The sequence below is a fragment of the Pseudomonas sp. MWU13-2105 genome (assembly GCF_023242315.1).
Lineage (GTDB): Bacteria > Pseudomonadota > Gammaproteobacteria > Pseudomonadales > Pseudomonadaceae > Aquipseudomonas.
This window is the reverse complement of record NZ_JALLIY010000002.1, coordinates 401339-413683: the sequence shown is the minus strand read 5'-3', so window position 1 is coordinate 413683 and position 12345 is coordinate 401339. Positions and strand designations below refer to the sequence as shown.

The window sequence follows — 12345 nt, the reverse complement described above, 5'->3', positions numbered from 1 at the left end:
ACTGAAAGACCTACCCGCCCCCGACGGAGCCCAGCATGACCGAATTCAAACGTATCCCGCCCGAACAAGCCCAGGCCCTGCGCGAGCACGGCGCCGTGGTTGTCGACGTCCGCGACCCGCAGGCTTTCGCCCTGAACCACATCAGCGGCGCCCGCCACCTGGACAACCACAACATCGCCGATTTCATTCGCGCCGCCGACCTCGATGCGCCGCTGGTGGTGTGCTGCTACCACGGCAATTCGAGCCAGAGCGCGGCCGCCTACCTGGTCAGCCAGGGCTTCAGCGAGGTCTATAGCCTCGATGGTGGCTTTGAGCTATGGCGCACGACCTATCCGTCAGAAATTGCTCAAGATATTTCCGAATAATTTTTTTCTTTTGCTGGAGCCCGCGGGATTCGCGGGCTAGAGCCTTTCCTGACGAACGGTCAGGCGCAACTAATTGCTCATCTTGACTTGCCCCCGCCGATTCCGAACTATCCTTAAGCGCAGGCCATCCAAATCAGGGGAGAGCCGGTACACCGGCGTACGGGTCATCGGTAGTAATTTTCAAAGTGGTCGTCGCTTTGAAGGTGTTCTGGGGGGTAAACGGCAACGGCTTTCGCGGTTGCATGCCAGCACTGGACTGATTGATCCGGCACCGGCTCCACGTATCGAGCGAGGTGACGTCATGAGCATTTTCAGCCATTTCCAACAACGCTTCGAATCCACACGGCAAGAAGAACTCACGCTGCAGGAGTACCTCGAACTGTGCAAAAAGGATCGCAGCGCTTACGCGTCGGCAGCTGAAAGGCTGCTACTGGCAATCGGCGAGCCCGAACTGCTGGATACGTCCACCAACTCACGGTTGTCGCGCATCTTCTCCAACAAGGTAATTCGGCGCTATCCGGCCTTTGAAGACTTCCACGGGATGGAAGAATGCATCGACCAGATCGTCTCGTATTTCCGCCACGCCGCCCAAGGCCTGGAAGAGAAGAAGCAAATCCTCTATCTGCTCGGTCCGGTGGGCGGCGGTAAATCGTCCCTGGCCGAAAAGCTGAAACAGCTGATCGAGAAAGTCCCGTTCTACGCCATCAAGGGATCGCCGGTCTTCGAGTCGCCCCTGGGGTTGTTCAACGCCACGGAAGATGGCGCGATCCTCGAGGAAGACTTCGGAATTCCGCGGCGCTACCTGAACACCATCATGTCGCCCTGGGCCACCAAGCGCCTGGCCGAATTCGGCGGTGACATCAGCCAGTTCCGGGTGGTCAAGCTCTACCCTTCGATCCTCAACCAGATCGGCGTGGCCAAGACCGAACCGGGCGACGAAAACAACCAGGACATCTCCGCCCTCGTGGGCAAGGTCGATATCCGCAAGCTCGAAGAGTTTCCACAGAACGACGCCGATGCCTACAGCTACTCGGGCGCCCTGTGCCGGGCCAACCAGGGCCTGATGGAGTTCGTGGAAATGTTCAAGGCACCGATCAAGGTGCTGCACCCCCTGCTGACCGCTACCCAGGAAGGCAACTACAACAGTACCGAAGGCCTGGGGGCGATTCCGTTCACCGGCATCCTGCTGGCCCACTCCAACGAATCGGAGTGGCACACCTTCCGCAACAACAAGAACAACGAAGCCTTCATCGACCGGATCTACATCGTCAAGGTCCCGTATTGCCTGCGGGTCAGCGACGAAGTGAAGATCTACGACAAACTGTTGTTCAACAGCTCCCTGGCCAAGGCCCACTGCGCGCCCGACACCCTGAAGATGCTGGCCCAGTTCACCGTGCTCTCGCGCCTCAAGGAGCCGGAAAACTCGAACATCTACTCGAAAATGCGCGTCTACGACGGCGAAAATCTCAAGGACACCGATCCGAAGGCCAAGTCGATCCAGGAATACCGCGACAACGCCGGTGTCGACGAAGGCATGAACGGCCTGTCGACCCGCTTCGCCTTCAAGATCCTCTCGAAAGTCTTCAACTTCGATCCCCACGAGATCGCCGCCAACCCGGTGCACCTGCTCTACGTGCTGGAACAGCAGATCGAACAGGAACAGTTCCAGGCCGAAACCCGCGAACGCTACCTGCGCTTCCTCAAGGAATATCTGGCGCCGCGCTATATCGAGTTCATCGGCAAGGAAATCCAGACCGCGTACCTGGAGTCCTACAGCGAATACGGCCAGAACATCTTCGACCGCTACGTGCTGTACGCGGACTTCTGGATTCAGGATCAGGAATACCGCGACCCGGAAACCGGCGAAATCCTCAACCGCGTAGCCCTGAACGAAGAGCTGGAGAAAATCGAAAAACCCGCCGGCATCAGCAATCCGAAGGATTTCCGCAACGAGATCGTCAACTTCGTCCTGCGCGCCCGGGCCAACAACAACGGCAAGAATCCGACCTGGCTCAGCTACGAGAAGCTGCGGGTGGTGATCGAGAAGAAAATGTTCTCCAACACCGAGGATCTGCTGCCGGTCATCAGTTTCAATGCCAAAGCCAGCAAAGAGGATCAACAGAAGCACAACGACTTCGTCACCCGCATGGTCGAACGTGGCTACACCGACAAACAGGTACGACTGCTCTCCGAGTGGTACCTGCGGGTCAGAAAATCGCAGTAGTAACGGCAGCTGCAAGCGGCACTCGACAAGCCGCGGGCACGTTTATCGACGTGCTTGCGGTGCAGGAGCTGACCGCTTGTCTTTAAGCTTCCAGCTTGGCGCTTGAAGCTTGTAACTTGAAGCTGTCCGGAGGGCTCCTCATGAGCTATGTGATCGACCGACGTCTCAATGGCAAGAACAAGAGCACGGTGAACCGTCAGCGCTTCCTGCGGCGCTACCGTGACCATATAAAAAAGGCTGTCGAGGAAGCCGTAAGCCGGCGCTCCATTACCGATATGGAACACGGCGAGCAAATCAGCATCCCCGGCCGCGATATCGATGAACCCGTGCTGCACCACGGCCGTGGCGGCAAGCAAACCGTGGTGCATCCCGGCAACAAGGAATTCACCAGCGGCGAGCACATCCCCCGGCCTCCCGGCGGCGGTGGCGGCCGTGGCCCGGGCAAGGCCGGCAACTCGGGCGAAGGGATGGACGAATTCGTCTTCCAGATCACCCAGGAAGAGTTTCTCGAGTTCATGTTCGAGGACCTGGAACTGCCGAACCTGGTCAAACGCAACCTTACCGGCACCGACACCTTCAAGACCGTCCGCGCCGGGATCAGCAACGAGGGCAACCCCTCACGGATCAACATCATCCGCACCCTGCGCTCGGCCCACGCGCGGCGGATCGCCCTGTCCGGCAGCAGCCGCGCCAAACTCAAGGAAGCCAAGGCCGAACTGGAGCGCCTGAAACGCGAAGAGCCGGACAACTTCGGCGATATCCAGGAAATCGAGGCGGAAATCGAGAAACTCAGCGCGCGTATCCATCGCATACCGTTCCTCGACACCTTCGACCTCAAGTACAACCTGCTGGTCAAGCAACCCAACCCCAGCTCCAAGGCGGTGATGTTCTGCCTGATGGACGTGTCCGGCTCCATGACCCAGGCGACCAAGGACATCGCCAAGCGCTTCTTCATCCTGCTGTACCTGTTTCTCAAACGGAACTACGACAAGATCGAAGTGGTGTTCATCCGCCATCACACCAGCGCCCGGGAAGTCGACGAGGAGGAGTTCTTCTACTCACGGGAAACCGGCGGCACCATTGTTTCCAGCGCGCTGAAGCTGATGCAGGAAATCATGGCCGAACGCTATCCGACAAACGAGTGGAACATCTACGCCGCCCAGGCCTCCGACGGCGACAACTGGAACGACGATTCGCCGATCTGCCGCGACATCCTGATCAATCAGATCATGCCGTTCGTGCAGTACTACACTTACGTTGAGATCACCCCTCGCGAACACCAGGCCCTGTGGTACGAATACGAGCGCATCAGCGAGGCGTTCAGCGATACGTTTGCCCAGCAGCAGCTGGTGTCGGCCGGTGATATCTACCCGGTCTTCCGTGAACTCTTCCAGCGCAGGTTAGTGACATGACCGCCAGAGAGCCGAAACAACAGAAGCGCCAACCCCTCTCCACCGGTTCGGAGTGGACCTTTGAGCTGATCCAGGCCTACGACCGCGAAATCAGTCGTATCGCCAACCGTTATGCCCTGGACACCTACCCCAACCAGATCGAGGTGATTACCGCCGAGCAGATGATGGACGCCTACGCCTCCGTCGGCATGCCCCTGGGTTATCACCATTGGTCCTACGGCAAGCACTTTCTCAGCACGGAAAAATCCTATAGCCGCGGCCAGATGGGCCTGGCCTACGAGATCGTGATCAACTCGGACCCGTGCATCGCCTACCTGATGGAAGAAAACACCATCTGCATGCAGGCACTGGTGGTGGCCCATGCCTGCTATGGCCACAACAGCTTCTTCAAGGGCAACTACCTGTTCCGCACCTGGACCGATGCCAGCTCGATCATCGACTACCTGGTCTTCGCCAAGCAGTACATCATGCAATGCGAGGAGCGCCATGGCATCGACGCGGTCGAAGACCTGCTCGACTCCTGCCACGCCCTGATGAACTACGGTGTCGACCGCTACAAACGCCCCTACCCGATTTCCGCCGAAGAGGAACGGCGGCGGCAGAAAGACCGCGAAGAGCACCTGCAAAAGCAGATCAACGACCTGTGGCGCACCATCCCCAAGGGCGCGGACAAATTCAGCGACAAGGACAATGCGCGCTTCCCCTCCGAACCCCAGGAAAACATCCTCTACTTCATCGAAAAACACGCGCCGCTGCTGGAACCCTGGCAACGGGAAATCGTGCGGATCGTGCGCAAGATCGCCCAGTATTTCTACCCGCAACGCCAGACCCAGGTGATGAACGAAGGCTGGGCGACGTTCTGGCACTACACCCTGATGAACGACCTCTACGACGAAGGGCTGGTCACCGACGGCTTCATGATGGAGTTCCTCACCTCCCACACCAGCGTGGTCTTCCAACCGGGTTTCGATAGCCCCTACTACAACGGCATCAACCCCTATGCCCTGGGGTTCGCCATGTACCGCGACATTCGGCGGATGTGTGAACATCCCACTGACGAAGACCGCCACTGGTTCCCGGAACTGGCCGGCAGCGACTGGCTTTCGAGCATCAAGTTCGCCATGAGCAGCTTCAAGGACGAGAGCTTCATCCTGCAGTACCTGTCACCCAAGGTGATTCGCGACCTCAAGCTGTTCAGCATCCTCGATGACGACCAGCGCGACGACCTGCTGGTACCGGCCATTCATGACGAAGGTGGTTACCGGACCATCCGTGAAACCCTGGCCGCCCAGTACAATCTGGGCAACCGCGAGCCCAACATACAGATCTGGAGCATCGACCGCCGTGGCGACCGTTCGCTGACCCTGCGTCACCAGCAACACGACCGCAAACCCCTGGGCGACTCAACCGAGGAAGTGCTCAAGCACCTGCACCGGCTCTGGGGTTTCGATATCCACCTGGAGACCCTGCAAGGCGACCAGGTCATGAAAACCCACCACGTCCCGCCCAAGGGCGAGCACAGCGAAGGGGAATATGGTCGGCTGGACCTGGCCGTGATTCATCTCTGAAAACCCGCCCGACCTCCGCTGACGCGACGCACGGGTTATCCTGTCGTGCCAACGGAGGTTTTTCATGCAGATTTATAAAGTCGGCGGCGCGGTTCGCGATCGCCTGCTGGGTCAGCCGGTCACCGATATCGACTGGGTGGTGGTGGGTGCCAGCGCCGAAGACATGCTCGCCAAGGGCTTTCGCCCGGTCGGGGCGGACTTTCCGGTGTTCCTTCACCCCGCGAGCGGCGAGGAATATGCCCTGGCCCGGACCGAGCGCAAGAGCGGACGCGGTTATGGCGGATTCACCTTCCACGCCAGCCCCGATGTCACCCTCGAAGAAGACCTGATCCGCCGGGACCTGACCATCAATGCCATGGCTGAAGACGAGCACGGCAACCTGACCGATCCCTACCACGGCCAAGCCGACCTCGATGCTCGCCTGTTGCGCCATGTTTCCCCGGCTTTTGCCGAAGATCCACTCCGGGTCCTGCGCGTTGCCCGCTTTGCCGCGCGGTATGCCGCCATGGGCTTCAAGGTCGTCCCCGAGACCCTGGCGTTGATGCGCCAACTGGCCGAATCGGGCGAGCTACAGGCCCTGACGCCGGAGCGCAGCTGGAAGGAAATCTCCCGCGCACTGATGGAAGACCAGCCCCAGGTGTTTATCCAGGTGCTGCGCGACTGCGGCGCGCTCGCCGTGTTGCTTCCGGAGGTCGACGCACTGTTCGGTGTACCGCAACCTGAAGCCCATCATCCGGAAATCGACAGCGGCGTGCATACCTTGAGCGTGCTGGAGCAAGCCGCACGCCATCAGCAGCCCTTGACCGTGCGCTGGGCGTGCCTGCTGCACGACCTCGGCAAAGGGCTGACACCCGAAAGCGAATGGCCAAAGCATATTGCCCACGAGTTCAAGGGACTGAAGCTGATCAAGGCGGTGAATGAGCGCTACAAGGCGCCGCGCGACTGCCAGGAGCTGGCCTTGCTGGTGGGCGAGTACCACACCCACGGTCATCGCGCCCTGGAGCTCAAGGCCTCGACTTTGCTGGAGTTGCTGCAGAGTTTCGATGTCTATCGACGACCGCAGCGTTTCGAGGAGTTTATCGCCGCCTGCGAGATGGATGCGCGCGGACGCCTGGGGCTGGAGCTGCGAACTTATCCACAGGCGGATTATTTACGCGGGGCGGCGGCGGCGGCCAAGGCAGTTGCGGTTCAGCCGCTGCTGGAGCAGGGTTTCAAAGGACCGGAACTGGGTGAAGCGCTCAAGCGTGAGCGCCTCAAAGCCCTCAAGGCCTACAAGGCCTACAAGGAAAAAAGTACTGGCTGAAACGCCCTCTCCCTGCGGGAGCCGGATTTATCCGCGAAGAGGCCCTTGAGGGGGTCAAAAGCTTCGCGGGCAAGCACCGCTCCCACATTGGCTATCGGGTCGCATGCAAGCTCTTGATCCGACACTAAACATCCTGGGAGCCGGCTTGCCGGCGATGGCGGCCGAACAATCGCTGCTAGGCTTGCGGGCCTCATCGCCAGCAAGCTGGCCCCCACAATGACCGCGCCGACCTTACGACCTACAACAGATCCGGCGGCGTCAACTGTACCCCACGCCACTCAAACGCCACGGGGGCCAGCACCTGGTCGATCCGCGCCTCTTGCCACAACGCCGCGAAAGACTTCCCCGCCTCGGGATGCAACCGATCAGGGGCAATCAGCGCCAACGGCCACAACACAAAGGCATTCCTGAGAATTTCCGCCCGCGGCAGGATCAGCCCGTCGAAATTCCCAGCCAGCCCACCATACAACAGCACATCGATATCCAGCGGCAACCCCTTGCGGTCCGGCGCATAGCGGCCATTGTCGGCCTCGATGAACTTCAAGCGGCGATCCAGCTCCAGCAACGGCAGGTCGGTAAACGCCGACACCACCAGGTTGAAGAACGGCCCGCTCTTGATGCCCACCGGCTGGCTTTCGAACACCGCCGAACAGCGGATATCCACCAGGAAAGCCGCCAGCGCGTCCAGCCCGGCCCGCAAGTGGGTTTCGCGCTCGATATTGCTGCCGAGCCCGAGATAAACCTGAGTTAGCGACATCCGCGCTCGATCTCCACGCCCACGCCCTTGGCCGCCGCAACGGCGCCCGGCTTGGTCAGCTTGAGGTGCAACCAGGGAATCTGGAACTCGCTCATCAGCACCTGGGCCAGGCGCTCAGCGAAGGTTTCCACCAGTTGGAACTGCGACTGCTCGGCAAACAGCTGGATGCGCGCGGATACGCTCGCATAATCGAGGGCCAGGCTCAGATCGTCGCCGGCCGCCGCCGGGCGGTTGTCCCAGGCAAAACTGAGATCAAGGCGCAAGCACTGACGGATGCCGCGCTCCCAGTCATAGGCACCGATCACGGTGTCGACTTCCAGGCCCTCGATAAACACTCTGTCCAAGCACTTCTCTCCGCAGCACGACAAGGGCGCAATGCGCCGTTAGAATCAGGGCGTCCCCGCCCGGAATAGTTAGCATGTTTTGGTTACTGGCGATCCTCGCCTACCTGCTCGGCTCTCTGTCCTTCGCCATTTTGCTCAGCCGCCTCACCGGAAATCCCGATCCGCGAATGAGTGGCTCGGGCAATGCCGGCGCGACCAACATGCTGCGTTTGGCCGGCAAGAAGCTGGCCATCCTGACCTTGCTCGGCGACCTGTGCAAAGGCCTGCTGCCGGTGCTGATCGCCGGTTTCGCCGGGCTGTCGCTCCAACAGCAAGCCTGGGTCGGGCTCTGCGCCGTCCTCGGCCACCTGTTTCCATTGTACTTCCGCTTTCGCGGCGGCAAAGGTGTCGCCACGGCCGCCGGCATGCTGCTGGGGCTGTATCCGCCCGCGGCCTTGCTGGCCCTGCTGACCTGGCTATTGACCTTCCACCTCACCCGCACCAGCTCGTTGGCCGCCCTGATCGCCACGCCGCTGACCCTGCCGCTGCTGGCCTGGCAGGAACCGGCCGCCTTGCTGCCGATGAGCGTGGTGACCGGACTGATCGTCTGGCGCCATCGCGGCAATCTACGCGACCTTTTCGCAGGGCGCGAACGACATTTCTGATCCTGGACATGAAGAGGGCGCCCCCCCCATCCATTGAGCCCGACTCAGATCGCCGACAACTGCTCCATCGGCCAACGTGCTTGCACACTGATTGCCAGGCTTTCCTTTTGCCCGGCCTGCAAGCGCTGGCAGCCGGCAAACGCGATCATTGCGCCATTATCGGTGCAGAATTCGGGACGGGCATAGAACACATCGCCTCTCATCTCACCGAGCATTTTTTCCAGCGACACACGCAGGGCCTTGTTGGCGCTGACGCCCCCGGCGATCACCAGGCGCTTCATGCCCGCCTGCTTCAACGCACGCTTGCACTTGATGGTCAAAGTCTCCACCACCGCCTGCTGGAAGGCCAGCGAGATGTCGCTACGGGTTTGCTCGCCGTCGTCTCCAGCGCTGACACACTGCTGCCAGGTATTCAGGGCGAAGGTTTTCAAACCGCTGAAACTGAAATCCAGCCCCGGGCGATCGCACATCGGCCGCGGGAAGACGAAGCGCCCCGCTACACCCTGCTCGGCCAGGCGAGCGATTTCCGGGCCGCCCGGATAATTGAGCCCCATCATCTTCGCGGTTTTGTCGAAAGCTTCGCCGGCCGCGTCATCCAGGCTTTCCCCGAGCAACGCGTATTGGCCGATGCCATCGACCCGAACCAGCTGCGTATGCCCGCCGGAGACCAACAAAGCGACGAACGGAAATTCCGGCGGCCGCTCTTCCAGCATCGGCGCCAGCAAATGGCCTTCCATGTGGTGCACGCCCAAGGCCGGGATGTCCCAGGCAAAAGCCAGCGCCTGGGCGCAGGAAGCCCCGACCAGCAAGGCCCCGACCAGGCCAGGGCCGGCCGTGTAGGCAATCGCGTCGATCTCGGTCGGCGCGCAGTCGGCCTCGGCCAGGACCTGGCGAATCAACGGAAGCATGCGCTTGACGTGATCGCGGGAGGCCAGCTCCGGCACCACGCCACCATAGGCGCGATGCAGGTCGATCTGGCTGAACAGCGCATCGGCGAGCAGCCCGCGCTCACTGTCGTACAGCGCGACGCCGGTTTCGTCGCAGGAAGTTTCTAATCCCAGTACTAGCATGGGTTTGCGCCTTGTAGAGGCTAGATTCGAAGGCGCGCATAATAGTCGTCACTCCAGGCCCCTACCAGCGGTTTTCGATCAGAGGCTTTGCATTCCGCGTCATGAGGGGTTAACATCCGCAACCCTTAAAAACCGACGATCTCCAGTGCGCTTTTGCCTGAGGACGTCGACCCCGGTAATGAATGAAGGTAGCTCTGGATGCCAGCCGTCAAAGTTAAAGAGAACGAACCCTTCGACGTAGCTCTGCGTCGTTTCAAGCGCTCCTGCGAAAAAGCCGGTGTTCTGGCTGAAGTTCGTAGCCGCGAATTTTACGAGAAGCCGACTTCGGAGCGTAAGCGCAAGGCAGCAGCTGCTGTCAAACGCCACGCCAAGAAAGTTCAGCGCGAACAGCGCCGCGCCGTTCGTCTGTACTAATACACAGACGTTCGTTGCAAGCTTCTGCCAAGCCCGGCCCTCAGCCGGGCTAATGGCATTTGCGGATATCGCTTGATGCTTCACCGTCGAAGCCGCCGATGCGACCCAGACGAACCTGCTTGACCCCGTCAGACCTGGCACTCGCCAGCGGTGCGCGTCTTTACTGACGAGCCTTCCAAGGCTAACGACGAGCACACCCTTTCCGTTCCAGCTATCGAGCACTCTGCGATGATGAGAACGCCATGGCCGGGCTAATTCCCCAAAGCTTTATTGACGACCTGCTCAACCGCACCGACATCGTCGACGTGGTGAGTTCCCGTGTGCAACTGAAAAAGGCCGGCAAGAACTACACCGCCTGCTGCCCGTTTCACAAGGAAAAGACTCCGTCCTTCAGCGTCAGCCCGGACAAGCAGTTCTACTACTGCTTTGGCTGCGGCGCTGGCGGCAACGCCCTCGGCTTTCTCATGGACCACGACAACCTGGATTTCCCCCAGGCGATCGAGGACCTGGCCAAAGCCGCCGGCATGGAAGTCCCCCGCGAGGAAAGCGGGCGCGCGCACAAGCCGCGCCAGCCGACCGATTCACCGCTCTACCCGCTCCTGACCGCGGCCGCCGACTTCTATCGCCAGGCCCTGAAAAGCCATCCGGCGCGCAAGGCGGCGGTGGACTACCTCAAGGGCCGCGGCCTGACCGGCGAGATTGCCCGGGATTTCGGCCTGGGCTTCGCTCCGCCGGGCTGGGACAACCTGTACAAGCACCTCGCCAGCGACACCCTGCAACAAAAGGCCATGATCGACGCCGGCCTGCTGATCGAGAACGCCGAAACCGGCAAGCGCTACGACCGTTTCCGCGACCGCGTGATGTTCCCCATCCGCGACAGCCGTGGCCGGATCATCGCCTTTGGCGGCCGGGTGCTGGGCGACGACAAGCCGAAATACCTGAACTCCCCGGAAACCCCGGTATTTCACAAGGGCCAGGAGCTCTACGGCCTGTTCGAGGCGCGCAAGAACAACCGCAACCTCGACGAAATCATCGTCGTCGAAGGCTACATGGACGTCATCGCCCTGGCCCAGCAAGGCCTGCGCAATGCCGTCGCGACCCTGGGCACCGCCACCAGCGAAGAACACCTCAAGCGCCTGTTCCGCGTGGTACCCAACGTATTGTTCTGCTTCGACGGCGACCAGGCTGGCCGCAATGCCGCCTGGCGCGCCCTGGAAGCAACCCTGGGCAGCCTGCAGGACGGCCGCCGCGCACGCTTCCTGTTCCTGCCCGAAGGCGAAGACCCGGACACCCTGATTCGTGCGGAAGGCACCGATGCCTTCCGCGCCCGGATCAACCAGCACGCGCAGCCGCTGGCGGATTATTTCTTCCAGCAACTGACCGAAGAGGCCGACCCGCGCTCGCTGGAAGGCAAGGCGCACATGGCCACCCTCGCCGCGCCGCTGATCGACAAGGTACCAGGCGCCAACCTGCGCACCCTGATGCGCCAGCGCCTGACCCAGATCACCGGCCTGACCCACGAAACCGTCAGTCAACTGGTGCACAATGCACCGAGCGAAGCGCCACCGGCTTATGATCCCGGCATCGACTATGACGCCATGCCCGACTATTCGGACTATCATGCGCCACAGCAGGAGGCCTACGCCCCCCAGCAGGAGTGGACGCCGAAAAAGCCCGGGGCGGGCGGCAAGAAATGGGACAAGAAACCCTGGGACAAGAATGGCAAGCGCGGCGGCGACCGCGACGAGCCTCGCGGCCCGCGGATCCCGGCCGCCGTCGAGCCACCGACGCTTACCGCCCTGCGCACCCTGGTCCATCACCCGCAACTGGCCGGCAAGGTCGAGACCGCCGGTCACCTCGCGGACGAAGAAAACACCCATGCACAGCTGCTCGTGGCCTTGCTCGAAGCCGTGCAAAAGAATCCTGGGCTAAGCTCATTTCAACTGATTGCGCGTTGGCACGGCACCGAGCAGGGTCGATTACTCACCCGTTTGGCGGAAAAGGAGTGGCTGATTGAAGGAGAGAACCTTGAACAACAGTTTTTCGACACCATAACCAGCTTGTCAGCCCGTCAAACCGAGCGAAAGCTGGAACAACTCATCAGGAAGTCGCGACAGGGCGATTTGAGCGCTGAAGACAAAATTCAGCTGCTTGATCTACTAAAACGCAATCTTCCTGCATCAAACCCGACCTCAACTGGCGCGTGAGGTCATAGCTCGGGTATAATCCTCGGCTTGTTTTTTG

At 60.9% G+C, this 12345-nt stretch carries 11 protein-coding genes; 8 read left to right on the top strand and 3 right to left on the bottom strand.

Translation table 11 applies throughout. The annotated features are described in order from the left end of the window. Positions 1–35 precede the first annotated feature (35 nt). The 5 genes from glpE (at position 36) to M5B96_RS04580 (ending at position 6872) form a co-directional block, all read left to right on the top strand. Positions 36–365 (top strand): thiosulfate sulfurtransferase GlpE, encoded by a 330-nt coding sequence (gene glpE, locus M5B96_RS04600; protein WP_248795352.1) that lies wholly within the window; start codon positions 36–38, stop codon positions 363–365. 301 nt (positions 366–666) lie between these two features. Continuing rightward, positions 667–2589 carry a PrkA family serine protein kinase gene (locus M5B96_RS04595; RefSeq protein ID WP_248795350.1) on the top strand — a complete coding sequence of 641 codons (1923 nt, stop codon included), beginning with the start codon at positions 667–669 and terminating at the stop codon, positions 2587–2589. Positions 2590–2729: 140 nt separating this feature from the next. Continuing rightward, the gene (locus M5B96_RS04590; RefSeq protein ID WP_248795348.1) at positions 2730–4001 is read left to right on the top strand and encodes a YeaH/YhbH family protein; all 1272 of its coding nucleotides are present in this window, start codon (positions 2730–2732) and stop codon (positions 3999–4001) included. Then, a complete protein-coding gene (locus M5B96_RS04585; RefSeq protein WP_248795346.1) occupies positions 3998–5569 on the top strand; it encodes a SpoVR family protein in 1572 nt (523 codons plus the stop codon). Before M5B96_RS04590 ends, M5B96_RS04585 begins: the two co-directional genes overlap by 4 nt. Positions 5570–5633: 64 nt before the next feature. Further along, positions 5634–6872, top strand: a complete 1239-nt coding sequence (locus M5B96_RS04580) for a multifunctional CCA addition/repair protein (protein ID WP_248795345.1) — start codon at positions 5634–5636, stop codon at positions 6870–6872. Positions 6873–7110: 238 nt separating this feature from the next. Here M5B96_RS04580 and folK read toward each other — a convergent pair whose 3' ends face one another. Both folK and folB read right to left on the bottom strand, forming a co-directional pair. Beyond that, the gene (gene folK / locus M5B96_RS04575) at positions 7111–7629 is read right to left on the bottom strand and encodes a 2-amino-4-hydroxy-6-hydroxymethyldihydropteridine diphosphokinase (RefSeq protein WP_248795343.1); all 519 of its coding nucleotides are present in this window, start codon (positions 7627–7629) and stop codon (positions 7111–7113) included. Beyond that, entirely contained in the window at positions 7620–7973 is a 354-nt protein-coding gene (gene folB, locus M5B96_RS04570; protein ID WP_040063453.1) for a dihydroneopterin aldolase, read from the bottom strand. The genes folK and folB overlap by 10 nt, the downstream gene beginning before the upstream one ends. 74 nt (positions 7974–8047) lie before the next feature. Here folB and plsY point away from each other — a divergent pair, with 74 nt between their 5' ends. Further along, a complete protein-coding gene (gene plsY, locus M5B96_RS04565; protein ID WP_248795341.1) occupies positions 8048–8617 on the top strand; it encodes a glycerol-3-phosphate 1-O-acyltransferase PlsY in 570 nt (189 codons plus the stop codon). 44 nt (positions 8618–8661) lie between these two features. On the opposite strand, the gene tsaD is transcribed toward plsY, so the two are convergent. Next, positions 8662–9687: a tRNA (adenosine(37)-N6)-threonylcarbamoyltransferase complex transferase subunit TsaD gene (gene tsaD, locus M5B96_RS04560; RefSeq protein WP_248795339.1), complete on the bottom strand. Its 1026-nt coding sequence runs from the start codon at positions 9685–9687 to the stop codon at positions 8662–8664. 198 nt (positions 9688–9885) lie between these two features. Between tsaD and rpsU the strand changes: the two genes are divergently transcribed. Together rpsU and dnaG are read left to right on the top strand one after the other, a co-directional pair. Then, on the top strand, positions 9886–10101 hold the full coding sequence (rpsU, locus tag M5B96_RS04555) for a 30S ribosomal protein S21 (RefSeq protein WP_002551877.1): 216 nt from the start codon (positions 9886–9888) through the stop codon (positions 10099–10101). 242 nt (positions 10102–10343) lie between these two features. Further along, positions 10344–12308 (top strand): DNA primase, encoded by a 1965-nt coding sequence (gene dnaG / locus M5B96_RS04550; protein WP_248795338.1) that lies wholly within the window; start codon positions 10344–10346, stop codon positions 12306–12308. Positions 12309–12345 lie beyond the last annotated feature (37 nt).